Origin of the sequence: Stenotrophomonas acidaminiphila (assembly GCF_014109845.1) — a bacterium.
Classification (GTDB): domain Bacteria; phylum Pseudomonadota; class Gammaproteobacteria; order Xanthomonadales; family Xanthomonadaceae; genus Stenotrophomonas; species Stenotrophomonas acidaminiphila.
This window is the reverse complement of the sequence record NZ_CP043567.1, coordinates 1,275,328-1,300,414: the sequence shown is the minus strand read 5'-3', so window position 1 is coordinate 1,300,414 and position 25,087 is coordinate 1,275,328. Positions and strand designations below refer to the sequence as shown.

The 25,087-nt window shown below is 70.1% G+C and carries 30 protein-coding genes; 13 read left to right on the top strand and 17 right to left on the bottom strand.

Annotated elements, in window-relative coordinates; translation table 11 throughout:
- Nucleotides 1–9: 9 nt before the first annotated feature.
- Both F0P95_RS05960 and F0P95_RS05955 read right to left on the bottom strand, forming a co-directional pair.
- Entirely contained in the window at nt 10–1,386 is a 1,377-nt protein-coding gene (locus F0P95_RS05960; RefSeq protein ID WP_182336057.1) for a dihydrolipoyllysine-residue acetyltransferase, read from the bottom strand.
- A 160-nt stretch (nt 1,387–1,546) separates the two neighbouring features.
- On the bottom strand, nt 1,547–2,122 hold the full coding sequence (locus F0P95_RS05955) for a DNA-deoxyinosine glycosylase (RefSeq protein WP_182336056.1): 576 nt from the start codon (nt 2,120–2,122) through the stop codon (nt 1,547–1,549).
- 197 nt (nt 2,123–2,319) lie between these two features.
- Here F0P95_RS05955 and F0P95_RS05950 point away from each other — a divergent pair, with 197 nt between their 5' ends.
- Nucleotides 2,320–2,961, top strand: coding sequence for an OmpW/AlkL family protein (locus F0P95_RS05950; protein ID WP_182336055.1), 642 nt, complete (start codon nt 2,320–2,322; stop codon nt 2,959–2,961).
- 90 nt (nt 2,962–3,051) lie between these two features.
- Here F0P95_RS05950 and F0P95_RS05945 read toward each other — a convergent pair whose 3' ends face one another.
- The 5 genes from F0P95_RS05945 to F0P95_RS05925 form a co-directional block, all read right to left on the bottom strand.
- A complete protein-coding gene (locus tag F0P95_RS05945; protein ID WP_182336054.1) occupies nt 3,052–3,810 on the bottom strand; it encodes a YiiX/YebB-like N1pC/P60 family cysteine hydrolase in 759 nt (252 codons plus the stop codon).
- A gap of 110 nt (nt 3,811–3,920) precedes the next feature.
- Nucleotides 3,921–4,721, bottom strand: a complete 801-nt coding sequence (locus F0P95_RS05940; RefSeq protein WP_182336053.1) for a MetQ/NlpA family ABC transporter substrate-binding protein — start codon at nt 4,719–4,721, stop codon at nt 3,921–3,923.
- A 28-nt stretch (nt 4,722–4,749) separates the two neighbouring features.
- Entirely contained in the window at nt 4,750–5,439 is a 690-nt protein-coding gene (locus tag F0P95_RS05935; RefSeq protein ID WP_182336052.1) for a methionine ABC transporter permease, read from the bottom strand.
- Entirely contained in the window at nt 5,436–6,443 is a 1,008-nt protein-coding gene (locus F0P95_RS05930; RefSeq protein ID WP_182336051.1) for a methionine ABC transporter ATP-binding protein, read from the bottom strand. The genes F0P95_RS05935 and F0P95_RS05930 overlap by 4 nt, the downstream gene beginning before the upstream one ends.
- Before the next feature lie 115 nt (nt 6,444–6,558).
- Entirely contained in the window at nt 6,559–7,470 is a 912-nt protein-coding gene (locus tag F0P95_RS05925; RefSeq protein ID WP_182336050.1) for a DMT family transporter, read from the bottom strand.
- A gap of 78 nt (nt 7,471–7,548) precedes the next feature.
- On the opposite strand from F0P95_RS05925, the gene F0P95_RS17485 reads away from it, so the two are divergent.
- The 4 genes from F0P95_RS17485 (at nt 7,549) to F0P95_RS05910 (ending at nt 9,822) form a co-directional block, all read left to right on the top strand.
- Nucleotides 7,549–7,935 carry a beta-lactamase family protein gene (locus tag F0P95_RS17485; RefSeq protein WP_232528841.1) on the top strand — a complete coding sequence of 129 codons (387 nt, stop codon included), beginning with the start codon at nt 7,549–7,551 and terminating at the stop codon, nt 7,933–7,935.
- Nucleotides 7,893–8,648: a serine hydrolase domain-containing protein gene (locus tag F0P95_RS05920; protein WP_232528839.1), complete on the top strand. Its 756-nt coding sequence runs from the start codon at nt 7,893–7,895 to the stop codon at nt 8,646–8,648. The genes F0P95_RS17485 and F0P95_RS05920 overlap by 43 nt, the downstream gene beginning before the upstream one ends.
- A 60-nt stretch (nt 8,649–8,708) precedes the next feature.
- The gene (locus tag F0P95_RS05915; protein WP_182336049.1) at nt 8,709–9,194 is read left to right on the top strand and encodes a YajQ family cyclic di-GMP-binding protein; all 486 of its coding nucleotides are present in this window, start codon (nt 8,709–8,711) and stop codon (nt 9,192–9,194) included.
- A gap of 79 nt (nt 9,195–9,273) precedes the next feature.
- Nucleotides 9,274–9,822: a DUF1415 domain-containing protein gene (locus F0P95_RS05910; protein WP_425515914.1), complete on the top strand. Its 549-nt coding sequence runs from the start codon at nt 9,274–9,276 to the stop codon at nt 9,820–9,822.
- A 75-nt stretch (nt 9,823–9,897) separates the two neighbouring features.
- Here the strand turns inward: F0P95_RS05910 and F0P95_RS05905 are convergent, their stop codons facing one another.
- The 4 genes from F0P95_RS05905 to F0P95_RS05890 all read right to left on the bottom strand — a co-directional run bounded on the left by F0P95_RS05905 (nt 9,898) and on the right by F0P95_RS05890 (nt 14,446).
- A complete protein-coding gene (locus F0P95_RS05905; protein WP_182336047.1) occupies nt 9,898–10,605 on the bottom strand; it encodes an HAD family hydrolase in 708 nt (235 codons plus the stop codon).
- Entirely contained in the window at nt 10,602–11,309 is a 708-nt protein-coding gene (locus tag F0P95_RS05900; protein WP_182336046.1) for a pseudouridine synthase, read from the bottom strand. Before F0P95_RS05900 ends, F0P95_RS05905 begins: the two co-directional genes overlap by 4 nt.
- The gene (locus tag F0P95_RS05895) at nt 11,306–12,361 is read right to left on the bottom strand and encodes a class I SAM-dependent methyltransferase (protein WP_182336045.1); all 1,056 of its coding nucleotides are present in this window, start codon (nt 12,359–12,361) and stop codon (nt 11,306–11,308) included. Before F0P95_RS05895 ends, F0P95_RS05900 begins: the two co-directional genes overlap by 4 nt.
- Nucleotides 12,362–12,436: 75 nt before the next feature.
- Nucleotides 12,437–14,446, bottom strand: a complete 2,010-nt coding sequence (locus F0P95_RS05890; RefSeq protein ID WP_182336827.1) for an ATP-binding response regulator — start codon at nt 14,444–14,446, stop codon at nt 12,437–12,439.
- Nucleotides 14,447–14,629: 183 nt separating this feature from the next.
- On the opposite strand from F0P95_RS05890, the gene F0P95_RS05885 reads away from it, so the two are divergent.
- On the top strand, nt 14,630–15,199 hold the full coding sequence (locus tag F0P95_RS05885) for a DUF3016 domain-containing protein (protein ID WP_182336044.1): 570 nt from the start codon (nt 14,630–14,632) through the stop codon (nt 15,197–15,199).
- A 67-nt stretch (nt 15,200–15,266) separates the two neighbouring features.
- Here the strand turns inward: F0P95_RS05885 and alr are convergent, their stop codons facing one another.
- Together alr and F0P95_RS05875 are read right to left on the bottom strand one after the other, a co-directional pair.
- Complete coding sequence (gene alr / locus F0P95_RS05880; RefSeq protein ID WP_182336043.1) at nt 15,267–16,343, bottom strand: alanine racemase; 1,077 nt, start codon at nt 16,341–16,343, stop codon at nt 15,267–15,269.
- The gene (locus tag F0P95_RS05875) at nt 16,343–17,611 is read right to left on the bottom strand and encodes a D-amino acid dehydrogenase (protein WP_182336042.1); all 1,269 of its coding nucleotides are present in this window, start codon (nt 17,609–17,611) and stop codon (nt 16,343–16,345) included. The genes alr and F0P95_RS05875 overlap by 1 nt, the downstream gene beginning before the upstream one ends.
- Nucleotides 17,612–17,810: 199 nt before the next feature.
- Here F0P95_RS05875 and F0P95_RS05870 point away from each other — a divergent pair, with 199 nt between their 5' ends.
- Entirely contained in the window at nt 17,811–18,290 is a 480-nt protein-coding gene (locus F0P95_RS05870; protein ID WP_182336041.1) for a winged helix-turn-helix transcriptional regulator, read from the top strand.
- Nucleotides 18,291–18,355: 65 nt separating this feature from the next.
- On the opposite strand, the gene F0P95_RS05865 is transcribed toward F0P95_RS05870, so the two are convergent.
- Nucleotides 18,356–18,526, bottom strand: a complete 171-nt coding sequence (locus F0P95_RS05865; protein WP_182336040.1) for a hypothetical protein — start codon at nt 18,524–18,526, stop codon at nt 18,356–18,358.
- Nucleotides 18,527–18,677: 151 nt separating this feature from the next.
- Nucleotides 18,678–19,058, bottom strand: a complete 381-nt coding sequence (locus tag F0P95_RS05860; protein ID WP_182336039.1) for an NADH-quinone oxidoreductase subunit E — start codon at nt 19,056–19,058, stop codon at nt 18,678–18,680.
- Nucleotides 19,059–19,183: 125 nt separating this feature from the next.
- On the opposite strand from F0P95_RS05860, the gene msrB reads away from it, so the two are divergent.
- The 5 genes from msrB to F0P95_RS05835 all read left to right on the top strand — a co-directional run bounded on the left by msrB (nt 19,184) and on the right by F0P95_RS05835 (nt 22,392).
- Nucleotides 19,184–19,651, top strand: a complete 468-nt coding sequence (gene msrB / locus F0P95_RS05855) for a peptide-methionine (R)-S-oxide reductase MsrB (RefSeq protein ID WP_182336038.1) — start codon at nt 19,184–19,186, stop codon at nt 19,649–19,651.
- A 72-nt stretch (nt 19,652–19,723) separates the two neighbouring features.
- Nucleotides 19,724–20,578, top strand: a complete 855-nt coding sequence (gene motA / locus F0P95_RS05850; RefSeq protein ID WP_182336037.1) for a flagellar motor stator protein MotA — start codon at nt 19,724–19,726, stop codon at nt 20,576–20,578.
- 3 nt (nt 20,579–20,581) lie between these two features.
- Nucleotides 20,582–21,538 (top strand): flagellar motor protein MotB, encoded by a 957-nt coding sequence (gene motB, locus F0P95_RS05845; protein ID WP_182336036.1) that lies wholly within the window; start codon nt 20,582–20,584, stop codon nt 21,536–21,538.
- A gap of 81 nt (nt 21,539–21,619) precedes the next feature.
- Nucleotides 21,620–22,099, top strand: coding sequence for a hypothetical protein (locus F0P95_RS05840; protein WP_182336035.1), 480 nt, complete (start codon nt 21,620–21,622; stop codon nt 22,097–22,099).
- A 14-nt stretch (nt 22,100–22,113) separates the two neighbouring features.
- Nucleotides 22,114–22,392 (top strand): DUF4031 domain-containing protein, encoded by a 279-nt coding sequence (locus F0P95_RS05835; RefSeq protein WP_182336034.1) that lies wholly within the window; start codon nt 22,114–22,116, stop codon nt 22,390–22,392.
- 27 nt (nt 22,393–22,419) lie between these two features.
- On the opposite strand, the gene F0P95_RS05830 is transcribed toward F0P95_RS05835, so the two are convergent.
- A complete protein-coding gene (locus F0P95_RS05830; RefSeq protein WP_182336033.1) occupies nt 22,420–22,962 on the bottom strand; it encodes a DUF6630 family protein in 543 nt (180 codons plus the stop codon).
- A gap of 118 nt (nt 22,963–23,080) precedes the next feature.
- On the opposite strand from F0P95_RS05830, the gene F0P95_RS05825 reads away from it, so the two are divergent.
- The gene (locus F0P95_RS05825) at nt 23,081–23,326 is read left to right on the top strand and encodes a DUF3297 family protein (RefSeq protein ID WP_054661887.1); all 246 of its coding nucleotides are present in this window, start codon (nt 23,081–23,083) and stop codon (nt 23,324–23,326) included.
- A 66-nt stretch (nt 23,327–23,392) separates the two neighbouring features.
- Here the strand turns inward: F0P95_RS05825 and F0P95_RS05820 are convergent, their stop codons facing one another.
- A complete protein-coding gene (locus tag F0P95_RS05820; RefSeq protein ID WP_182336032.1) occupies nt 23,393–25,039 on the bottom strand; it encodes a Na+/H+ antiporter in 1,647 nt (548 codons plus the stop codon).
- Nucleotides 25,040–25,087: the final 48 nt, after the last annotated feature.

Below are 25,087 nucleotides of genomic sequence, written 5' to 3'. Positions count from 1 at the left end.
TCCTCGGGATCAGAGCAGCACGCGGCGCATGTCGGCCAGCACCTGCGACAGGTACGTGGTGAAGCGCGCGGCCAGCGCGCCGTCGATGACGCGGTGGTCATAGCTCAGCGACAGCGGCAGCAGCAGCTTCGGTGCGAATTCCCTGCCGTTCCAGACCGGCTGGATGGACGACTTGGAGACACCCAGGATGGCCACTTCCGGGGCGTTGACGATCGGGGTGAACGCGGTGCCGCCGATGCCGCCCAGCGAGCTGATCGAGAAGCAGCCGCCGCTCATGTCGGCCGGGCCGAGCTTGCCGTCGCGCGCCTTCCTGGCCAGTTCGCCGGTTTCCTGCGCGATCTGCACCACGCCCTTCTTGTCCACGTCGCGGATGACCGGCACGACCAGGCCGTTCGGCGTGTCGGCGGCAAAGCCGATGTGGAAGTACTTCTTCAGGGTCAGGTTCTCGCCGCTGGCATCCAGCGAGGCGTTGAACTCGGGGAACTTCTTCAGCGCCGCGGCGCTGGCCTTGATCAGGAACGCGAGCATGGTCAGCTTGATGCCGGCCTTCTCGTTTTCCTTGTTCAGCGCCACGCGCAGCGCTTCCAGATCGGTGATGTCGGCCTGGTCGAACTGGGTGACGTGCGGGATCATCGCCCAGTTGCGCGCCAGGTTGGCGCCGGAGATCTTCTTGATCCGCGACAGCGGCTGCACTTCGGTCTCGCCGAACTTGGCGAAGTCCACCTTCGGCCACGGCAGCAGGTTCAGGCCACCGCCGGCGGCGGCCGCGGAACCGGCCACGGCTGCCCCACTGCCGGTCAATGCGCCCTTGACGAACTTCTGCACGTCGGCCTTGGTGATGCGGCCGCCCTTCTCGGTGCCGGCCACCTGGGCCAGGTCCACGCCCAGCTCGCGGGCGAACACGCGCACCGCCGGGCTGGCATAGGGCACGTTGGACGGCAGCACGCCTTCGGCATTGAACTGCACCGGCGGGCTGGCCGGCCGGGTCGCAGCCAGCACGGATTCCTGGGCGATCTCGCGCTGGGCCAGCTTATCCGCCACCGGGGCCACGGCCACCGGCTCGACCCTGGCGCCGGTCTCGGCGGCCGGCTCGACCTTGGCAGGCGCAGCCGGCGCGGTGGCGGCGGCAGGCTTTGCGTCCTCCTCGGCCACTTCGATCAGCGCCACGACCTTGCCCTCGGACAGGGTGTCGCCGACCTTGACCTTGATTTCCCTGACCACGCCGGCCACGGCCGACGGCACTTCCATCGTGGCCTTGTCCGATTCCAGCGTCACCAGCCCCTGGTCCTTCATGACCGTATCACCGACGGCGACCAGCACTTCGATCACCGGGATGTCGCTGTAGTCACCGATATCGGGGACAACTGCTTCCTTGATTTCGGCCATGAAACTACTCCAGCAACAGTGAGGGAAACTCCTATTGTGGCGCCAGTGCGCCGCAGCGCCAACCGCCGCCCTTGGATTCGCCTACGTATGTCCGCGGACAAGGACGGGCCATGGCATGCCGGCCGCGGACGCAGCCGCCCGCCACGCGGGCATCGCCGGGCTACCGTTGTCCCGGCCTGTCCCGGCGGCCAGGCGCCGGGGAAATGGACTGTTCCGCCACCGGCAACCACGGCGCCAGCCGGCGCCATTCATCCAGCAGCCGCGCGAACGACCAGGCGGCGTTGGCCGGGCTGGTGGACGGCAGCGCCAGCACGGTCAATCCATGTCCGGCCGGCAGCGCGGGCGCGACGTGGCGCTCGAACGCCTGCGCCGCCGCGGCGCCGTTGCAGGCGATGGCCTGCAGCCGCGGCAGCTCCCGCACCAGCGCCGGCACCGCGTTGGCGACCTCACTGCCGCGGACGATGGCCGCATCCAGGCTGCCGCGTCGCCGGCAACGGCCGATCACGTCCCACAGCCCGACGCCGGCCTGCTGCAGCCGGGCCAGCCGCTGCGCAGGGTCCAGCTGCGGGTCGAAGCCGCACAGCGCACCCATCAGCGGCCAGAAACGATTGCGCGGATGCGCGTAGTAACGCGCCGCCTGCAGCGAGGCCATGCCGGGCATCGAGCCGAGCACGAGCACGCGGCAGCGCGCATTCACCTGCGCGGGCAGCCCCTGCAGCACCGTTTCGTTCGTCACGCGCGATCCAACTCCATGAATGGTTTTCCGGCGCCCGCCACCGGCGCTCCGGACCTTGCGCCATTTTCGCTGAACGTCATCGCGCACGCGCCACCACGCGTACGCATCGATTCATGCGGCCTTGGCGAGGATGGGCGCGCCCCGAACGAGGGCCTCGATAACAACGCAATCCCGAGAGCACTACGAGGAGTCACCCCATGCGTACCATCAAGATCATGAGCTTCGCCGTCCTCGGCGCCCTGGCGCTGTCGCCGGCCGCGTTCGCGCAGGATGCCGGCGCCGACACCGCGTCCGGCAAGCGCTTCGCCGTCGTCGGCGGCGTGACCCTGCTGCAGCCCAGGAGCGGCCCGGCCACCGGCATCGACAAGGTCGACGGCGGCCCGGCGCCGACGCTGAGCGCCAGCTATTACTTCAACGACAACGTCGCCGTCGAGCTGTGGGGCGCGGCCGACAAGTTCGACCATCGCGTGCGCACCAGCGGCGGCGCCAAGGCCGGCACCGTCGAGCAGCAGCCGCTGGCGCTGAGCGCCCAGTACCACTTCGGCGCCGCCGACAACGTGTTCCGTCCGTTCGTGGGCGCGGGCTACTACCAGTCCAATTTCAGCAACGAGAAGATCGACGGCCTGGCCGCCAGCGGCGACCATGTCGGCCTGCGCACCGCCAAGGGCGCGATCGGCACGGTCGGCGTGGACATGAACATCAACTCCACCTGGTTCGCCCGTGCCGACGCACGCTACATGCATGCGCGCCCGGAACTGAGCGTGGCCGGTGCCGGCACCGGCGAGAAGCTGAAGCTGGACCCGTGGACCGTGGGCTTCGGTATCGGCGCCCGCTTCTGACCCGGGCCAGGACCCGCGTTGCCGGCAGGCACGGATCGTCCGCGGCCCGTGCCTGCCGCGTTCATGGCGCCCGGCCGGGCGCCGGTGGCCTCACGGGGTGCCGTCCTCGCCCCATTGCAGGGTGCGGTAGTCGAAGCCCATCTGCAGGCGCGGCTTGACGATCTCGAAGAACGGCGACACGTCGAAGTCGCGCGGCGTGTAGAGGCTGTAGTTGCGGATATGCAGTATCTCGCGCTGCTGCTGGCGCCCGCCGGCATGGCCGAGCACGGTCTCGATCTCGGGCAGGATCGGGTAGCGGATCGACTCGAATGCCTGGGCCAGCAGGGTCGAGCAGATCGCCTTGGTCGGCTCGCCGCTGCCCAGCGCGATCATCCGCCGGCGCATGTGCCCGGGCACCGGCGGCAGGATCAGGTAGCGCGCCAGGTCGAAGACGTTCTTCAGGTCGTAGCTGTAGCCGATGCGCGCGCGCATGAAGCCGATCAGCTGGTCGATCACCGGCGGCGGCAGTCCGTGCGGACGGCAGATGCGGGTATGGCCGTCGGTGAAGGCGTCCAGCGGCACGCGCCGCACCCCCGCTTCCACGTCCACGTCGATCAGCATCGGTCGCCGCGGCCCGCCCGGTTCCAGCGCTTCCTCGCCGATATACAGCGCGGCATGCGACCAGGTGGACTGGGTGAGGTACTTGATCACGGTGGAAAAGCGGCTGTTGCCTTCCACCAGCAGCACGTCGCCACGCCGCAGGGTGCGCGCCAGCAGCTGCGGGCCGCTGGTGGGCGGGTGCGCCTGGCGGCGCCGCGGCTGGGCCAGGAAATGCGCCATGCGACGCCCGGCGAAACGCAGCAACCCCATCGGCAAGCTCCCCTGGAACGGAGCATGAGCCTAACGGCAGCGGCGCGATGCCGCCAAATCGGGCGCGCCGGCACAATGCGCCCGCGCCGGGGCGGGCGCAGCGGCCATCCTCAGAACGCCGGCAACACCGCGCCCTGGTACTTGCTTTCGATGAAGGCCTTCACTTCCGGGCCGGTCAGCGCCTTGGCCAGCTTCTGCACGCGCGGGTCGTCGCGGTTGTCCGGGCGCGCGACCAGGAAGTTCACGTACGGCGAATCCTTGCTCTCGATCGCCAGCGCGTCGCGGGTCGGGTCGAGCCCGGCGTCGAGCGCGTAGTTGGTGTTGATCAGCGCCAGGTCGACCTGGTCGAGCACGCGCGGCAGCATCGCCGAGTCCAGCTCGCGGAACCTGAGCTGCTTCGGGTTGTCGATGATGTCGCGCTGGGTGGACAGCGCGTTGGACGGATCCTTCAGCTTGATGACGCCGGCCTTGTCCAGCAGGATCAGCGCGCGGCTGTTGTTGCTCGGGTCATTGGGGATGACCACGTCGGCGCCGGCCGGCAGCTCGGCCAGCGACTTGACCCGGCGCGAGTACGCACCGAACGGCTCGATGTGCACGCCGACCACGGTCACCAGCTGGGTCTTGCGGTCGCGGTTGTAGGCATCCAGGTACGGCTCGGTCTGGAAATAGTTGGCGTCGACCTGCTTCTGCACCAGCTGGTCGTTGGGCTGCACGTAGTCGTTGAACACGCGCACGTCCAGGGTGACGCCCTGCTTTTCCAGGATCGGCTTGACCACTTGCAGGATCTCGGCATGCGGCACCGCGGTGGCGGCCACCACCAGCCTGGACTCGTCGGTGGCGGGCTTGCCGCAGGCCGCCAGCGCCAACACGGCGGCAGCGGCGAGCAACGGGCGGAACAGGGAAGTCTTCATCGGGATTCCAGTGCGGGAAGGGGGCCGCTCAACGGCGAGTGTAGTGGCGCACCAGCCGGTCGCCCAGCATCTGCAGCAGCTGTACCAGCACCAGCAGCAGCACCACCGTGACCAGCGCCACGTCGGTGTGCGAACGCTGGTAGCCGTCGCGGAAGGCCAGGTCGCCGAGTCCGCCCGAGCCGATGGCGCCGCCCATCGCGGTGAAGCCGATAAGAGCGATGGTGGTGACCGTGGCGCCGGCGATCAGGCCCGGCCGCGCCTCGGGCAGCAGCACCTTGAACACCAGTTGCGCGGTGGTGGCGCCCATGGCCTGGCTGGCCTCGATCACGCCGCGGTCCACTTCGCGCAGCGCGGTCTCGACCAGCCGCGCGTAGAACGGCGCGGCGCCGACCACCAGGGGCAGGATCGCGCCACGCACGCCCAGCGAGGTACCCATCAGCGCCAGCGTCAGCGGGATCAGCACGATCATCAGGATGATGAAGGGCACCGAGCGCAGCACGTTCACCAGCAGCGCGGTGACGCCGTACAGCAGCGGGCGGCGGCGCAGCTGCGGCGAGCCGGTGAGGAACAGCAGCACGCCCAGCGGCAGGCCGATGGCAATGGTCAGCGGCAGCGAGCCGGCCAGCATCAGCAGCGTATCGATGGTGGCCTGGCCGATGTCGGCCCATTTGCCGGCATCCAGGTGGCGGAAGAAACCGCCGGCGGTGGCGACGATCATCGACGCAGTTCCTCCACATGCACGCCGGCCTCGACGAAGCCGGCCTGGGCCGCATTCTGGTCGCCGCCCACCAGGGCCACGGTCAGCTGCCCGTAGGGCGTGTCCTTGATCCGGTCGATGCGGCCGGACAGGATGTTGTAGTCCACCCCGGTCTGCCGCGCGATGCGGCCCAGCAGCGGTTCGTAGGTCCCGTCGCCGAGGAAGGTCAGGCGCACGATGCGCCCGCCCACGGCGGCGAAATCGCGGTGCAGCTCACCTTCGTCCACGTGCTCGGATTCGGAGACGAAACGGCGCGTGGTGGGGTGCTGCGGGTGCAGGAACACCGCGCTGACCGGCCCGCTCTCGACCAGGTGGCCGGCATCGAGCACCGCCACGCGGTCGCAGACCCGGCGGATCACGTCCATCTCGTGGGTGATCAGCACGATGGTCAGGCCCAGCTCGCGGTTGATCCTGGACAGCAGCGCCAGCACCGAGGCGGTGGTCTGCGGGTCGAGCGCGCTGGTGGCCTCGTCGCACAGCAGGATCTTCGGCCCGGTGGCCAGCGCGCGGGCGATGCCCACCCGCTGCTTCTGCCCGCCGGACAGCTGCGCCGGATACTTGGCCGCATGCGCCTCCAGGCCGACGGTATGCAGCAGCTCGGCCACGCGCGCGTCGATCCGCGCCTTCGGCATGCCGGCCAGCTCCAGCGGAAACGCGACGTTGCCGGCCACGGTGCGCGCCGACAGCAGGTTGAAGTGCTGGAAGATCATGCCGATGCGCCGGCGCAGCGCGCGCAGGCCATCGGCATCGAGCGCGGTAGCGTCCTGGCCGTCGATCAGCACGCGGCCGCCACTGGGTTCCTCGAGGCGGTTGATCAGGCGGATCAGGGTCGACTTGCCGGCGCCGGAGTGGCCGATGATGCCGAACACCTCGCCGGCGCCGATGGTCAGGTCGAGCGGATGCAGCGCGGTGATCGCGCGGCCGTCCACGGCATAGGATTTGTGCAGGTTCTGGAACTCGATCACGGCCAGGGCGGGTGGACGGACGGAAGGGCGGCAAGCCTAGCAGCGCCGCGGCCGCGGCGCCCGCACGGGCAGCGGGAATCTTATTCCTTTTGCTTCTATGCGGAGCGGCCGGCGTTCAGGGATGGTCCACCTGCCCGGCCCGCCGCGCATGCTGGACCCGCTCGCGGTGCAGCAGGTACAGGCCGCTGGCGACGATGATCGCCGCACCGATCCAGGTCATCCGGTCCGGCAGCACGCCCCACAGCAGCAGGTCCCAGCCGATCACCCAGACCAGGCCGGTGTACTCCAGCGGCGCGATCATCGACGCCTGGCCCAGCTGGAAGGCGCGGGTCAGCGCGATCTGGCCCAGCGCGCCGGCCAGGCCCATGCCGGCGATCAGCCCGGCGTGCCGCCACTGCAGCGGCTGCCACTGCGGCCAGGCCAGCAGCCCGGCGCCGACCGCCATGATCAGCAGGAACCACACCACCATCGCCTGCGGGGTGTCGGTACGGGTCAGCAGGCTCACCGTCACCGCCGCGATCGCGTAGGCGGTGGCCGCCAGCAGCACCATCAGCCCCGGCAGCGAGATGAAGCCGTCCATGCCCGGGCGCAGCACCACCAGTACCCCGATCAGGCCGACGCCGATCGCGACCCAGCGCCGCGGCCCCACCCGCTCGCCCAGCAGCGGCACCGACAGCGCGGCCACCAGCAGCGGCGCGACGAAATAGATCGAATAGGCGGTGGACAGCGGCAGGCTGCGCAGCGCGTAGACGAAGCAGCCGATCATGGCCATGCCCAGCGCGCCGCGCAGCAGGTGCAGACCCCAGCGCACCGGGATCAGCGAGCGCGGCCCGGCGGTGGCCAGCACCCACACCAGCACGAACGGCAGCGAGGCGGCGCCGCGCAGCATGGTCACCTGCAGGGTCGGATAGCCGGCCGACAGCAGCTTCATGCCGGCATCCATCAGCGAGAAGAAGGCGACAGCCGACAGCATCCACGCCACGGCGGCGGCGGGCGAGCGCGAGACAGGGGGGGAAGAAACGGACATGGCGCGATTATCGCAGGCCGTGCCGGTACCCGCCGCGCTGCCGCCATGCTCGCCCCATCTTCCGCCGGAGCCGGACGCATGCCTGCCACTTCCATCCCGCTTCGCCCGCTGGCCGCACCGGCCCTGTCCCTGGCCTGCACGACGGTGGCCGCGCAGGCGCCTTCGGCCACCGACCTGGCGCGGCTGGACGGCTTCGTCCTCGGGCTGGAGAGCGCAGGACGCTTCTCCGGCGTGGTGCGGGTCGCGCAGGACGGCGAGGTGGTGTTCGAGAAGGCCTACGGTCCGCGCGACGAGAATGGCGGGGCGCCGCTGCGTGTCGACGACCGCCTGAACCTGGCCCCGGCCGGCAAGATGTTCACTCGCGTGGCGACCTGCAGCAGGTCGCCGCCGGCCGCCTCACCCTGGACAGCCACGCCGGCGGGGTGCTGCCGGACTGCCCCAACCGCGCCTTCGCCGACACCGTGACGGTGCGCCGGCTGCTCACCCATACCGCCGGCGCGGGCGACGTCGATGAACTGCTCGGCGCCCCGCATGCGGCCGAACGCGCGCGGCTGCGCACGCCGGCCGACGTCATCGCCCTGCACGGCAACCGGCCGCCGGAGTTCGCGCCGGGTACGCAGCAGAAATACGGCAACTACCGCTACGTGGTACCGGGGCGCATGGTCGAGGTGCTGTCCGGGCAGGATTTCGAGTCCTGCATCCGCACGCATGTGCTGGCACCGGCTGCAATGGCCCGCACCGGCTTCGTCGACTGCGACGATCCGGCACCGGACCTGGCGGCGGGCCATGCAGAAGTCGAAGGCAAGCGCGTGCGCAACTGCGCCACGCTGCCGATGCGCGGTTTCGCCGCCGGCGGGCAGGTGGCGCCGGCCGCCGACCTGCTGCGCTTCGTGCAGGCGCTGGTCGCCGGCCGGCTGCTGCCCCTGCCGCTGTTCAGGCAGGCGACCACGCCGCAGCGCGCGTTCATGGCCCTGGGCTTCTTCGCCACCGGCTACGGCGAGGGCGTGCCCGAACGCGATTTCCGCCGGGGCCACGGCGGCAGCGCCGACGGCATCTGCACCGACGTGCGCACCGACCCGCACACCGGCAAAACGGTGATCGTGCTGTCCAACAGGGACGCCCCGGCCTGCTACGCGGCAGCCAACCTGCTGCATGCGCAGTGGAAGCAGGCGCGCTGACCACGGCGCTCCCGGGCGATGGCCTAGAATGGCCGCTGTTTTTCCGCCAGGAGCTTCCCCATGCCTTCCTTCGACGTCGTGTCCGAAGTCGACAAGCACGAACTGACCAACGCCATCGACCAGGCCAACCGCGAGCTGTCCACGCGCTTCGATTTCAAGGGCGTGGACGCGAAGTTCGAGCAGGACGGCGACACGCTGATCAAGCTGGCCGCGCCCAGCGACTTCCAGCTCAGGCAGATGGCCGACATCCTCAAGCAGCGCCTGGCCGCGCGCGGCATCGACTTCCGCTGCATGGAGTTCGGCGACATCGAGACCAACCTCGGTGGCGCGCGCCAGCAGGTCACCGTCAAGCAGGGCATCGAGCAGAAGCTGGCCAAGCAGATCGCGGCGAAGATCAAGGAATCCAAGATCAAGGTCGACACCCAGATCAACGGCGACAAGCTGCGCGTGAACGGCAAGAAGCGCGACGACCTGCAGGAGACGATCGCGCTGCTGAAGAAGAGCGAGTTCGAGCAGCCGCTGCAGTTCGACAACTTCCGCGACTGAGTGCCGCCGCCGGTCCACGCGCCCGGCGCGATGCCCGCCATCCCCTAGAATGGCCGCCCCCCGTTTGCCGCCCGATGCCATGAACGAGACCGCCCACGACCCGATCGCCGACACCCGCCGCTGGCTGGAGAGGGCCGTGATCGGGCTGAACCTGTGCCCCTTCGCCAAGGCGGTATACGTCAAGGAGCAGGTGCGCTTCGTGCTCAGCGACGCGACCACGCCCGAGGCGCTGCTGGAACAGCTGGCCGAGGAACTGCTGCTGCTGCGCGATACGCCGGCCGAGCAGACCGATACCACGCTGATCGTGCACCCGCAGGTGCTCACCGATTTCCTCGACTACAACGACTTCCTGGACAACGCCGACGCGGCGGTGGAAGCGCTGGACCTGCAGGGCGTGCTGCAGGTGGCAAGCTTCCACCCGCAGTACCAGTTCGCCGGTACCGCGGCGGACGATGCCAGCAATTACACCAACCGCGCGCCGTGGCCCACCCTGCACCTGCTGCGCGAGGACAGCGTGGAACGCGCGGTGGCCGCGTTCCCGGACCCGGACGTGATCGTCGAGCGCAACATCGCCACGCTGGACAAGCTGGGCGTGGAAGGCTGGAACAGGTTGCTGGCCGGGGAATGATGCCGTCCCGCTGAAAGGTGCCGCAGCTGGCCCCCAGCGCGCCGGCATGACCGGCGCAGCCGCGCGCGCCGCCGCCTATCCGGCCGCGTGTTGCCCGGCGACGGGCGCCCCGAGCAGCGGCAGCAGCAAGCCGCGCACATCATGCAGCGAGCCGGCGATGGCATGGCCCAGCGCGCGCACGTCCGCGTCCGGCTGCAGCAGGTCCGGCACCTGGATCACGGTCATGCCGGCGGCCAGTGCGGCGCGCACCCCGGTGGGTGAATCCTCCAGCGCCAGGCAGTGCCGCGGCTCGACCCCCAGCCGGGCCGCGGCCAGCAGGTAGATGTCCGGTGCCGGCTTGGGCCGGGCGACGTCGCTGCTGGTCGCCACGTGTTCGAAGTAGCGCAGCAGCCCGGCGCTTTCGAGCTTGCGCAGCGCCAGCGGGCGCCGCGTGGACGTCGCCACCGCGCGCGGCACGCCATGCACGACCAGGGTGTCGAGCAGGTCGATGATGCCGGGACGGTGCGGCACCCCGGCCGCCACCAGGCGCTCGTAGCGCGCATACGAATCCTGCAGCAGGGCATCGACCGCGTCGGCCCCGACCTGCTCGGCGATAAGCTGGCGGGTGAGCGCGTCGCTGGAGCCGATCAGCGAGAGCAGGAACGCCTCGGGCAGCGCATGCCCGGCCTCGGCGCCAGCCTGCGCCAGGCAGCCCAGCAGCGCGCGCTCGCTGTCGAGCATCAGCCCGTCCATGTCGAAGATCACCGCCTGCGGCGGCGCTGCCAGTTCCACCAGCAGGGTCATGGCCGGTCCCCGAACAGGACCTGCAGGTCATCCGCCGACAGCACCCGCCACTGTCCTTCGGCCAGGTCATCCAGCGCCAGCCCACCGATGCGGCTGCGGTGCAGGGCGTCGACGTGGTTGCCGACCGCGGCGAACATGCGCCGCACCTGGTGGTAGCGGCCCTCGTGCAGGGTCAGCCGCGCATGGCGCGGGCCGAGCACCTCGAGTTCGGCCGGCAGCAGCGGCTTGTCGTCCGATTCCAGCAACAGCGTGCCGCTGGCGAAGCGTGCCGCCTCGTCGCCGCGCAGGTCCTGGGACAACCGCGCCTCGTAGACCTTGTCCAGCTTCGACTTCGGCGACACGATCCGGTGCAGCAGGGCGCCGTCGTCGGTCATCAACAACAGCCCGCTGGTGTCGCGGTCCAGGCGCCCGACGGTGGACAGCAGCGGCGAGCGGTCGCGGAAGCGCGGCGGCAGCAGGTCGTAGACCAGCCGGCCCTGGTCCTTGGTCGAGCAGGTGTAGCCGGCCGGCTTGTGCAGCACCAGGGTCAATCCCGGCGGCGGGTCCAGCGGCTCGCCATCGACGCGGATGGCGTCGTGCCCGACCTTGTCGTCGGCGTACAGCACCTGCCCGTCGGCATCGGTGACGCGGCCCTCGCGGAACAGCCACTGCACCTGCTTGCGGCTGCCGTAACCAAGGTTGGCGATGTGCTTGACCAGCTTCATGCGCGGCCCCCGCGGGTACCGACGATGACCTTGAAGCCATCGCGCTCGGCCGCCACGTGCACCTGCCCGAAACTGTCGTTGAGGATCTGTTCGTAGGGCAGGTGCCGGTTGGCGACCATGAACAGGCGCCCGCCCGGGCGCAGCGCCTGCGCGGCCACGGCGATGAAGCGCTGGCCGATGTCCGGCCGGTCCTCGCGCGCGGGGGTATGGAACGGCGGGTTGGAGACGATGAAATCGTAGCGGCCGTCGATGCCGGCGGTGACGTCGTGCCAGCGGAAATCCAGCTGCGCGCGGCTGCCGGCCAGGTTGTGGCGGGCCAGCGCCAGCGCCCGCGACTCGGCCTCGTACAGGTCCAGCGCGGTCACCTTGGGGCAACGCGCCAGCACTTCGGCCGACAGATAGCCCCAGCCGGCACCGAGATCGGCGCCACGGCCGGCCAGATCCGGCGGCAACTGTTCGACCAGCAGCGCCGAGGCGCGATCGATGCGGTCCCAGGCAAACACGCCCGGCCGGCTGAGGAAGCGCCCGTCCATGATCGGCCGCGGTGCATCCAGCGCGGCCCAGCGCGCGCGCAGGGCGTCGTCGTGGTGGCCATCGAGCGGCGCGCTCCAGTACACACGGCAGTGGTTCTTGGTCAGCTTGCCGCCAAGGCCGGCCAGCAACTGCAGGTCGCTCTCGCCGGAACGCGCGCCTTCGCTGTTGGCCTGGCAGGCGACCAGCACCGCACCCGGCGCCATATGCGCCACCGCCCGCGCCAGCAGTGCGCGGGCTTCGTCGCGCTGGCGCGGCGGCAGCACCAGCACCAGCGGGTAACGCGCATCCGCTGCGTCCAGTCCGGCTTCGTCGCGCACCTCCCAGCCACCGCGCTCCAGCGCCTGCGCGAACGGGCGGAAACTCTGCACGCACACCAGTTGCCCGGGCGCGGCATGCTCGCGCAGCGGCCAGCCCTCGCGGGCGCGCAGGAACAGCACCGGCCCCTGTGGCCATGGCAGGGCGCCATTGGCGAACGGGAGGAACAGGGTCTGCAGCGGGGCGTCTTGGGCGGCGGCCATCGCGGATATCCAGCGGAACTAGCCGGCCATTCTAGCGGCCCGCCCGCGCCGGGGCCGGTCATGCGCGGCGGGGGTTCAGCGGCGAGTACAGGCCTCGCGGATCGCTCCCACCAGCTGCGCCACGCTGTAGGGCTTGGCCACATGCATCTGGAACCCGGCCGCCAGCGCGCGGCGGCGGTCGTCGCCCCGCGCCAGCGCGGTCACCGCGACCGCCGGCAGTTCCCCCGCGGAGATGCCCATGGTCTCGCGCAGCGTGCGCACCAGCCCGTAGCCGTCCATGCCGGGCATGCCGACGTCGCTGACCAGCACGTCGAAGGCGGCATGGCCGCGCAGGTCCAGCAGTCCCAGCGCCTCGGCGGCGGACGCCGCCGCCACCACGCTGGCGCCCTGCTCTTCCAGCACCCGCCGCAGATAGGCCAGCACCTCCGGCTGGTCCTCCACCGCGAGGATGCGGGTCCCGGCCAGCGCATGGCCGGCCACCATCTGTTCGCCGGCCGCGACCCGCTGCACGGTGCGCCGCGGCCGTCCGGCATTCTCCACGCGGTATACCGGCAGGCGCACGCTGAACGTGGCCCCCTGGCCGGCGCCCGCGCTCTGCGCGTGGACCGATCCGCCATGCAGTTCGGTCAACTGCCTTGCGATGGCCAGCCCCAGCCCCAGCCCGCCATGGCGGCGGGTGGTGGTGGTATCGGCCTGGCTGAAGCGGCTGAACAGGTGCGCCAGGAATTCCGGCGCGATGCCGTCGCCGGTGTCGCGCACGTCCACCGCGTAATGCCCGTCCTCCTGCCGCAGCGCGACCTCGATCCGGCCCTCGACCGGGGTGAACTTGATGGCGTTGGCCAACAGGTTCCACAGCACCTGCTGCAGCCGCGTGGCATCGCCCAGCACCGGGCACGGTACCTGCGGCACGTCGACCACCAGGGTCTGCGCCTTGTCCCGTGCCGCCAGTTCCTGCAGTCGCGCCGCTTCGCGCACCTGCTCGGCCAGGTCGAGCACCTCGACCTCCAGCTGCACCTTGCCCAGCAACATGCTGCTCAGGTCCAGCATGTCCGACATCAGCCGCTTCTGCGCCATCGCGCTGCTGGCGATCACCTCCACCCCGCGACGCATGGGATGGTCGGCCTCCATGCGCTGCAGCAGCAGCTCGCTCCAGCCCAGGATGGTGGTGAGCGGGGTCCGCAGTTCGTGCGACAAGGTGGCGAGGAACTCGTCCTTCACCCGTGCCATGCCTTCGGCCGCGTTGCGCGCGGCGCGCTCGGCCCCCAGCAGTTCCTCGCGCGCCATCTCGACCTCGCGGCGCTCGGTGATGTCCGGGCTGTTGCCTGCCAGGCCGATGAAGCGGCCATCGGCCGAGAAGCGCGGCGCGGCGTTCATCTCCAACCACCGCCACTGCCCGTCGTGGCGGCGCAGGCGGGCGCTCAGGCGCAGCTCGCGCTCGTTGCACAGCGCGTCCTCCAGCGCGTACTCGAAGACCTTCAGGTCTTCCGGGTGCAACAGCCCCTCCCACCAGCGCGGCCCGAAGGCGTGATGGGCCTCCAGCCCGAAGAAGCTGCCGAAGGCATTGTTGACGAAGCGCACGTGGCCGAGGTCGTCGAGCACCCAGACCGGCATCGGCAGGCCGTCGGCCAGCGCGCTGAAGCGCGCTTCGCTCTCGGCCAGTTCGGTCTCGATCTGCTTGCGCCGCGAGATGTCCACGAACAACACCGCGATGCGCCGTGTCGCCGCCGGCCCCAGCCTTACCGCCTCGACCGAATACCAGCGCCCGAGCTGCGGCAGATAGCGCTCGAACTGCGCCGGCACGCCATCGTGGACCACCCGGCCGAACACCCGGAACCAGTACTCGTCCAGCCCCGGCAGCACCTCGGTGGCACGGCGCCCGGCGACGCCGGCCAGGCCGGTGATGCGCTCGAATGCCGCGTTCACCCTGCAGTGCAGGAAGTCGACCGCGCGGGCCTCGTCGAACAGCACCTCGATCACGCAGAAACCGGTACCGGCGGCCTCGAACACCTCCTGGTACAGCGAGGCGCTGTCCAGCCCCACCGCGACCGGCGGCGGGACGAACGGTTCCAGTTCGGGCGGATGCATGCTCAAGGCGGGCGTCGGGTCCTCGCGGCGGTGCCGCAACCGGGAAAAGTCTGGGCGCGCAACTATCCACGGCATGTGATGATGAACCGTCCGCAACCCGGGGCCAACCGCCGGGCCGCTGGCGATTGCCCGGGGCGGTGATCGCCCCCACACTGCAGGAACACCCGTTTCCGGAGGTTCGTCATGAAAACCCCGACCGTTGCCGCCCTCGCGCTGGCCTGCCTGCTCGCAGCGGGCGCCGCCGATGCCCGGCCCGCCAGTGTCACCGACCCGCAGGCGCCGCGCGCCCTGGCCGTGGAAGGCCCGGTGCAGGTGCAGTGGAACGATCCGTCCGGGTTCACCAAACTGCGCCAGAGCCGCAACCGCTGGGATGCCGAGCGCGGCGACTGGGTGGTGGACCTGGCCGAGTACCTGCGCAAGCAGGCGTCCAGCAAGTTGCCCGAAGGGCAGCAGATGGCCGTCACCATCACCGACATCAAGCGCGCCGGCGATTACGAGCCCTGGCACGGCCCGCGCCTGGACGACGTGCGCATCATGCGCAACATCTACCCGCCGCGGATCAACCTGCAGTTCACCGTCACCGACGCCCAGGGCCAGGTGATCGACCAGGGCGAGCGCAAGCTGGTGGACAACGCCTACCTGTACGGCCCCACCCGCCTGTCGGACACCGATCCGCTGCGCTACGAGAAGCGCCTGCTCGACGACTGGCTGCGCCGCGAACTGCGCGAGGACCGCGCCACCGCCGGGCTCTGACCGCGGCCGCGAGGTATCGCAGTGCATGTACGGAAAGGGCCGCGGACGCGGCCCTTTCCTGTTGCCGCTACTGCGACAGATAGACGCGCGGGGTGCGCTTGAGGCTGCAGGGCAGCCGGTAGGCGCTGGTGTTGCAGCGCGGCGCCAGTTCGGAAATGGTCGGCGCGGTACCCCACAACTGCACGATGCTGCCCAGCCCCGCCTGCGGGTGGTCGGTCAGGTCGATGGTGAGCATGTCCATCGATACCCGCCCGATCAGCTGGCCGGGTACGCCGTCGATCTGCACCGGGGTGCCGTTGGGCGCGAACTGCGGATAGCCGTCGGCGTAGCCCATGGCCACCACGCCCACGCGCGTGGGCCGTTGCGCGACGAAGCGCGCGCCATAGCCCAGCGGCTCGCCGACGCCGATCTCGCGCACCGCGATCACCCGCGACTGCAGGGTCATCACCGGGCGCAGCCGCGCCGCGTGCGCGCTCGGCTGCGGGTACAGCGGGTCGGCGCCGTACAGCATCAGGCCCGGGCGCACCCAGTCGCTGCGCACCTGTGGCCAGCCCAGCAGCGCCGGCGAGTTGCACAGGCTGGTCTCGCCCGGCAGGCCGTCGATGGCGCGGTTGAAGGTCTGCAGCTGTTCCAGCGTTCGCGGGCTGTCCAGCTCGTCGGCGCGCGCCATGTGGCTCATCAGCACCATCGGCGCGATGTGCGGCAACGCCGACAGCCGCGCGTGCGCGGCGCGGAATTCGTCCACCGACAGCCCCAGCCGGTGCATGCCGCTGTCCAGCTTCAGCCAGACCTGCAGTCTGGCATCGGTGCTGAACGCCGCCAGCGCCTCGACCTGCCACGGCGAGGCTGCCGCGGTCCACAGGTCGTGCTCGACGATCAGCGGCAGTTCGGCGGCGTCGAAGAATCCCTCCAGCAGCAGCACCGGCTTGCGGATGCCGGCCTGGCGCAGTTCCAGCGCCTCCTCGATGCAGGCCACGCCGAAGCCGTCGGCCTCGGCCTCCAGCGCGCGCGCGCAGGCGACCGCGCCGTGGCCATAGGCATCGGCCTTGATCACCGCCAGTGCCTTGCCGCCACCCAGCTGGCGCGCCAGGCGGTAATTGCCGCGCAGCGCTTCCAGGTCGATCAGGGCCTGTGCCGGGCGCATCAGCCCGCCCTCTGGCCGCCGTAGCGGAAGATATCCAGGCCTTCGCTGCTGATCTGCGGGGTCCTGCCGTCCATCAGGTCGGCCAGGTAACGCCCGGAACCGGCGGCCATGGTCCAGCCCAGCGTGCCGTGGCCGGTATTGAGGAACAGGTTGCGGTACGGCGTGGCGCCCACCACCGGGGTGCCGTCGGGCGTGGCCGGGCGCAGGCCGGTCCAGAACTCGGCGCGCGACAGGTCGCCGCCATGCGGATAGAGGTCGCGCACGACCTTTTCCAGGGTGGCGCGGCGGCGCGGATCCAGCGACAGGTCGAAGCCGGCCACCTCGGCCATGCCCCCCACCCGGATGCGGTCCTCGAAGCGGGTGACCGCCACCTTGTAGCTTTCGTCCAGGATGGTCGAGGTCGGCGCCATCGCCGCGTCGGTGATCGGCAGGGTCAGCGAATAGCCCTTGAGCGGATATACCGGCAGGCGCATGCCCAGCGGCGCCAGCAGCTGCGGCGAGTAACTGCCCAGCGCGACCACGTAGTGGTCGGCGGTCTCGAGCCTGCCGCCGATGCGTACGCCGGTGATGCGGTCGCCGTCGCGCTGCAGCCCCGCAACGTCCTGGTCAAAGCGGAACTCGACGCCCGCCGCGGCGGCCAGCGCGGCCAGCTTGCGGGTGAACAGCTGGCAATCGCCGGTCTGGTCCTCGGGCAGGCGCAGCGCGCCGACCAGGGTGTCGGCCTTGCCGGCCAGCGCCGGCTCCACGCGGACGATGCCCTGGCGGTCCAGCACCTCGTAGGGCACCCCGTACTGGCGCAGCACTTCGATGTCCTGGGCGGCGGCATCCAGCTGCTGCTGGGTGCGGAACAGCTGGGTGGTGCCGAGCTGGCGGCCCTCGTAGTCGATGCCGGTGGCCGCGCGCAGCTCGTTGATGCAGTCGCGGCTGTAGTCGGACATGCGCACCATGCGCGCCTTGTTGATCGCGTAGCGGCCGGCGGTGCAGTTGCGCAGCATCTGCCACAGCCAGCGGTACTGGGCCATGTCGGCGGTGGGGCGGATCGCCAGCGGGGCATGTTCCTGGAACAGCCACTTGACCGCCTTCAGCGGCACCCCGGGGGCGGCCCACGGCGAGGTGTAGCCGAAGGAGAGCTGGCCGGCGTTGGCAAAGCTGGTTTCCAGCGCCGGGCCGGGCTGCCGGTCCACCACCGTCACCTCGTGGCCCGCTTGTCGCAGGTACCAGGCACTGGTCGTGCCGATCACACCACTGCCGAGTATCAGAACCCGCATCGTCGTCTCCTGGGAACCTGCACGCGCCCGGCGCAGGCGCGGCGGGGGTGGCGGCAGGCCCTGACCCTGTCAATTCCCTGCGCCGGATCGGGCAGGGGCCATGAACGGCGCAGTATATTCAGCCCATACCAGTGTTTTTCCCTATATTGAATGATAAAACAGGGTAATTTCCCGCTTCTTTCACACAAAGCAGAGCGCCATGGCCGCCCGCAGCCGCGAACTGGACAAGATCGACCGCCGGATCCTGCGCATCCTGCAGGCCGAGGGCCGCATTTCCTTCACCGAACTGGGCGAGCGGGTCGGCCTGTCCACCACCCCCTGCACCGAGCGCGTGCGCCGGCTCGAACGCGAGGGCGTGATCACCGGCTACTACGCGCGGCTGGACCCGCAGTACGTGAAGGCCGGGCTGCTGGTGTTCGTCGAGATTTCGCTGGCCTACAAGTCGGGCGACATCTTCGAGGAGTTCCGCCGCGCCGCGCTGAAGCTGCCCAACGTGCTGGAGTGCCACCTGGTCTCGGGCGACTTCGACTACCTGCTCAAGGCGCGCATCAACGAGATGGCCTCCTACCGCAAGCTGCTCGGCAGCACCCTGCTGACCCTGCCGCACGTGCGCGAGTCCAAGAGCTACATCGTGATGGAGGAAGTAAAGGAAACCCTCAGCCTGCCCATCGCCGACTGAGCCTGCGACGGCAAAGCGGCGGGACAGGCCCGCCGCTTGCTCAACCCGCAACGCCCGTCGCGTTGTCAGCGACGGTCCCGCTCCGGCGCCTTGTGCGCCTGTTTGTCCGCCTTGCCCGCGGCTTCGCTGCCGCTGGCCATCTTCGACGGCCGCGACGGTTCCTGCGGCGCCGGCTGGCCGGCGTTGCGCTGCGGGGCATGCCCCGGGTTCGGATGGTGGTGATGCATGTTGGACATTTCGGTACTCCGGTACGGCAGTGGCGCGCATCGACTGCGCATGCGCACAGTGCGCCCGGGAAGGGTTAAGCAGGCGCCAAGGCACGGTGATTCCGGCCGTCGCATGGATGACTGCGCGGCGCGCGTTGCCGGTGGTTAAGCCCGCCGCCGCTCAGCGCACGATGCGCACGCCGTCGCCGCTGGGCACGGTGTCGTGGTAGCGCCCGGTACGGGTGTCCATCACCCGCCCCGGGCCGGCCGGGCGCATGCCGTTGAGCCGTCGCCCTTCCTGGTCGTACACCGGCACCTCGGCCGTCTGCGGCCTGGCAGCCGGTTTCGGCCTGGCGGTTGCGGCGTTGCCCGATCCCGACTGCTCCAGCTGCTCGCGCAGGCGCGCGTTGTCGGCCGCCTGGCCGGAGGCGTCGCTGGCCGGCTTCGAGGGCGGCGGCAGGCTGACCGGCCGGGTCTCGGTCGGCGCCGGCGTGGGCTTGAGCTGGGCCATGGCCGGGGTGGCCGCCAGCATCGCAATCGACAGCAGGGCAATCCGTCTCATCGGGTACTCCCACAGGTCCATGTCCGGTGATGATGCACCTTCGTCGCTGCAGGCGGGTTAACCGCGCCGGTTGGAGCGGCGCCGGCCGCCGCCTACCATGAGGCTCCCCCCATGGAGGCGCGGCCATGACCGCTTTCGACCTGACTCCCCCCGATGCCGCCCAGCGCGACACCCTGGTCGCCGGCCTGGGCGACGACGAACGGCGCGTCCTGCTGCACCACGGCACCGAGGCGCCGTTCTGCGGCGTGTTCCTGGACAACAAGCGCGAAGGCACCTACTGCTGCCGGCTGTGTGGCCTGCCGCTGTTCCGTTCCAGCACCAAGTTCGACTCCGGCACCGGCTGGCCGAGCTTCTTCGCCCCGTTCGACCCGGCCCATGTCGGCCGCATCCGCGACGCCAGCCACGGGATGGTGCGCACGGAAATCGTCTGCGCCCGCTGCGGCAGCCACCTGGGCCACGTGTTCCCGGACGGCCCGCCGCCGACCTTCGAAAGGCATTGCCTGAACTCGGTTTCGCTGTCTTTCGTCGGCCGCGGCGAGCGCTGGCCGGACCCGTTGCGGCGTGGCGGGGCCGAAGCGACACCCGCCGACTGAGTTCACACTTTCCCCCTTCAGTTCCGGCCGGTGCGGCCGACAACGGGATATCCCCTCCCGTGTCCCGCGCCCATGCTCATCATCGTCGGTCTGCTTGTCGTCATCCTCAGCGTGCTCGGCGGCTATGTCGGCGCGCACGGAAAGCTCGGCGCGCTGTGGCAGCCCTACGAACTGGTGATCATCGGCGGCGCGGCGCTGGGCGCGTTCCTGGTCGGCACCCCGGCCAAGACGGTCAAGAAGACCCTGCAGGCCGTGGTCGGCGTGTTCAAGGGCCCGCGCTACAAGCAGCAGGACTACCTGGACGTGCTGAGCCTGCTGTACGAACTGCTCAACAAGGCGCGCCGCGAGGGCTTCATGTCGCTCGAGGAACATGTCGAGAACGCCGCCGAGAGCCCGATCTTCGCCAATTACCCGAAGATCCAGGCCGATCACCACCTGATCGACTTCATCACCGACTGCCTGCGGCTGATGATCGGCTCCAACATCGAGCCGCACGAGCTGGAACCGCTACTGGAGCTGGAGCTGGAAAAGCACCACCACGAAGCCATGGAACCGGCGCACGTGCTGACCAAGGTGGCCGACGGCCTGCCGGGGTTCGGCATCGTCGCGGCGGTGCTGGGCATCGTCATCACCATGGGCTCGATCGGCGGCGACATCAAGGAAGTCGGTGCGCACGTGGCCGGCGCCCTGGTCGGCACCTTCCTCGGCATCCTGCTCGGCTACGGCTTCATCGGCCCGGTCGCGGCCGCGGTGGAGGCCCGCGCCGAACAGGACTCGCGCATCTACGAATCGGTCAAGACCGCACTGCTGGCCTGCCTGCGCGGCTACAACCCGAAGATCGCCCTGGAGTTCGCGCGCAAGACCGTGCCGTCGGCACTGCGCCCGGGCTTCACCGAGTTCGAGCAGCACCTGAAGTCGGTCAAATAAGCCATGGCCAGCAACGATGCCAAGCCCACGGTGATCGTGCGGCGCGTGAAGAAGATCCAGGGCGGCGGCCATCACGGCGGTTCGTGGAAGGTGGCCTACGCCGACTTCGTCACCGCGATGATGGCGTTCTTCCTGGTGATGTGGCTGCTGGCCTCCACCAGCAAGCCCGACCGCGCGGCCATTTCCGAGTACTTCCGCAACCCGAGCCCGCTGAGCGGCACCAGCAGCACCCCGGCGCCGGGCATGGCCGGTCCCGGCGGCGCCAGCACGTCGATGATCAAGCTCGGCGGCGCCACCGACATTTCCCGCGGCAACAGCAACGACCCCTTCCAGAACCAGCGCGAGTCGATCCCCGCGCCGGTGGACGAACGCGAGCGCGAGAAAAAGCAGCTGGAGGTGCTGAAGCAGGAGCTGGAGGAAGCCATCGGCAAGAGCCAGGCGCTGGAGCCGTTCAAGGACCAGCTGCTGCTGGACATCACCTCCGAAGGGCTGCGCATCCAGATCGTGGACAAGCAGAACCGGCCGATGTTCGACATGGGCAGCGCCAAGCTGATGCCGTACACGCGCGGGATCCTGCGCGAGCTGTCGCACTTCATCAACCAGGTGCCCAACCACATCAGCATCAGCGGCCACACCGACATCACCGCCTATTCCACGCAGTTGGGCTACAGCAACTGGGAGCTGAGCGCGGACCGCGCCAACGCCGCGCGCCGCGCCCTGCTGGAAGGCGGCATGGGCGAGGACAAGGTGGCGCGGGTGGTCGGGCTGTCCTCGTCGGTGCTGTTCGACAAGACCGACCCGCAGAACCCGATCAACCGCCGCATCAGCATCGTGGTGATGACCAGGGAAGCCGAGGCGGCCGCGCTGTCGGCGATCGCCGCGCTGCCTGCCCCGGCCGTGGCCGCGCCCGCTGCCGGCGATGGCGAGGCCGGCGCGGCGGCGGGCCCCGGCGTCGACTGAACCACCGAGGCCACGGCGCCGGTTCGGCATCGACACCAGCGGCCGCCTACAATGGCGGCCGTTTCCTTTTGTCGAACGATCATGTCCAAGCAGTCCAAAGCCAAGCGCGACAAGCGCAAGAAGCAGCAGCCCCGCCGCCCGTTCCTGCGCCTGGACGCGCAGCAGCAGGTGCAGAACCATGCCGTGCTGGTGAACGAAGAAGGCCAGGTGGTCGCCGCCATCGGCCTGCAGGGGCGGCAGTGGCTGCTGTCCGTCGGCGGCCAGACCATGGGCAACGCCGACAACCCGGTGCCGATGCTGGCCATGCTCAAGCACCTGGCCAACGTGCAGGAGAAGGAAGGCCGCAAGGTCGCGCTGGAGTACTCGGAGCAGCTGCAGCAGCTGATCGACGCCAGCGCCGCGGCCGAAGGCAAGAGCGCCGACGACTACCTGGCCGGCCTGGTCGCCGAGTTCGAGGGCGTCGAAGGCGAGGAAGCCGCGGCCGTGGGCGGCGGCGATGACGCGCAGGACGCCGGTGCCGGCGACGCTGCGGCCGACGCCGGCGACAAGCCGCAGGCCTGAACGATGGCGCCGCGGTGACGGTCTATATCGACGATGCGGTACACCCCTGGCGCGGCGAGCGCTGGGCGCATCTGCTGGCCGACACCCTGCCCGAGCTGCACGCCATGGCGCAGCAGCTCGGGATTCCGCGGCGGGCGTTCCAGAACCGCCGCAGCGGCGCGCACTACGACGTGCCGGCGGCGCTGCGCGACACCGCCATCGCGCTGGGCGCGGTGGCGATCTCGCGGCATGCCGACCGCGCCCTGGTGCGGCGGGTCATCGCCAACGCGCGCACCCAGTACCAACCACCGTGAGCGCACCCGCCGTGCCCGCGGCCAGACTCAGAACGGATCGCTGCCCGGCCGCACTTCCACGCCCAGCAGCGAGCACAGCGCCAGCATCGCCTCGTCGTCGCGGCTGAGCGCGATCCAGCCGGCGTAACCGTCGCCCCCCGTGTTCCAGTTCCACACCGTATAGCCGTGCTCGCGCAGGCGGTCGTGCGCGGTGGTCATCAGTGCCGGCACGTCGAGGTCCTGGGCGAAATCCTCGTCGTCCAGGTCGCCGCCCCAGTCGATGCGCAGGTTCCAGCGCGCGGCCAGTTCGTCGATCGCGGCCACGAACGAATCGATGTCCTTCCAGTCCACGTAGAAGCCGGCGCGCCAGTCGATCGCGTCCTTCAGGTCCCACAGCCACTGCTCGTCGCCGCTGTCGTGCTCGGCGCCGGCACGCGCTTCGCGCCAGGCGTCGAACTGCTGCAGCGCGGCCTCCTCGTCGCCGGGATTGAGCAGCCACAACAGGTTCCACACCCGCGCCGGATGGTCGTCCTCGTCGAAGGTCGGCAGCAGTTCGTCGGAATCTTCGTAATCGGCACTGTTGTCGGGCATGGCGGCTCTCCACTGCGTGATGGCGCGCATTCTGCCGCCACGCGCACGGCAGCGGAAGCGGCAGCGGTTATCCTTGTGCCCCTGAAGAGGGCCACGGTGGCCGTCAACGAACACAGACATGAGCGATACCCCTCCCGACCGCCTGGCGGTCAACCCCACCAGCCCGTTCCACGACCCGGCCGCGCTCGAACGCGGCGTCGGCGTGCGCTTCAACGGCATCGAGCGCGATGACGTGGAGGAGTACTCGGTCAGCGAAGGCTGGATCCGGGTGCAGGCCGGCAAGGCCCGCGACCGCCGCGGCAACCCGATGACGCTGAAGATCACCGGCTCGGTCGAGCCGTACTTCCTCGAACTGAACAAGTAACGCGGGCGGCGCCCCGCGCGGGCGCTTCCACCGTGTCCACCGCCGCACGCCGCCGGCGGCGCCGGCTCAGTCCCGCTGCCGGCTTTCCAGCAGGTCCAGGTTGCGGATCAGCTTGCGCGCGACCTCGTCGGGTATCTGGCCATGCCGGGTCAGGCGGAACAGCTCCTCGCGCTCGGCCGTGAGCCCGGCCGTGCGCAGGCTGCGGTAGGCCTGCTCCATGCGCCGCACCTTCTCCGGGTCCTCGTCCGGGCCCTGCCCTTTCTCCAGGTTGCGCTGGTACAGCAGGCTGACCCGCGCGGCAGCATCGTTGTAGAGCTGCACGTTGGTGGTGGTCTGGCCTTCCACCAGCTGCTGCCGGGTCTTCTCCACCGCGGCCAGCGCGGCCTTGGACGAGAGCTTGCGGGCCAGGTCCTCCACCCGCCGGCTGTCGTCGTCCCTGGGCAGCTCCAGCCCGCGCAGCAGCCGCGGCAGCAGCAGGCTGGCCCCGAGCAGCGATACCAGGATCACCGACGCGGCCAGGAAGATCACCAGGTCGCGTGCCGGGAACGGCTCGCCGCCGGGCACCATCAGCGGCAGGGTCAGCACGCCGGCCAGGGTGATGGCGCCGCGCACGCCGGCCACCGACATCGCCAGCACCACCCGCCACGAGGTCTGGTTCGCACGCTCCTCGCCGCGCCAGCGCGCGCGCAGCAGGTTCCAGCGCAGCGACAGCCATACCCATACCAGGCGCAGCACCACCAGCATCGCGTTGATCGCCACCACGTAGATCGCCAGCCACCACCAGTCGCTGTGCCCGGTGACCGCGATGGTGTCCATCGCACGCTGGACGATGCCCGGCAGCTGTTCGCCGAGCAGCACGAAGATGATGCCGTTGAAGCTGAACTGCACGGTGCTCCACACCGCCGTGCGCTGCACGCGCATGCTGCCGCTGATGCGGCCGGTCAGCTCGACGTAGCTCATGGTGATGCCGGCGGCCACCGCGGCGAGGATGCCGGAGGCGTTGAACTCTTCGGCCAGCAGGTAGGCGGCGAAGGGGATCAGCAGGTTGACCAGCAGCGCCGCGCCCGGCTCCTCGCCGAAACTGCGCCACAGCCAGCGCTGGAAGGTGGACACGCCCAGGGTCACCGCCACGCCGATGCCCAGGCCGGCGAAGGCCACCCACAGGAAGGTCAGCGAGGCCTGCGCCAGCGAGAAACTGCCGGTCATCACCGCGGCCACCGCGAAGCGGAAGCAGACCAGGCCGGACGCGTCGTTGAGCAGCGACTCGCCTTCCAGGATGTGCATCAGCCGCTTGGGAATCGGCACCCGCGAGGCGATGGCGCCCACCGCGACCGGATCGGTGGGCGAGACGATCGCCGCCAGCGCGAATGCCACCGCCAGCGGCATGGCCGGGATCAGCCAGTGGATCAGCAGGCCGGCGCCGACCACGGTGAACACCACCAGGCCGAATGCCAGCTCCAGGATCGCGCCCTTGTCGCGGAACAGGCCCTGCTTGGGAATGCGCCAGCCGTCGAGGAACAGCAGCGGCGGCAGGAACAGCAGGAAGAACATGTCCGGCTCGAGCGCATGGCCGCGCTTGAACACGCCGGCGATCAGGGCGCCCAGGCCGATCTGCACCAATGGCAGCGGCAGCGAGAACGGCAGGATCCTCACCAGGTAGCCGCTGGCGACCACCGCCACCAGCATCGCCAGAACGACTTCGATCGTGTGCATGCCTCTCCACGAAGTCGCCACGATGGCAGCGACGGGTTGAACAACGCG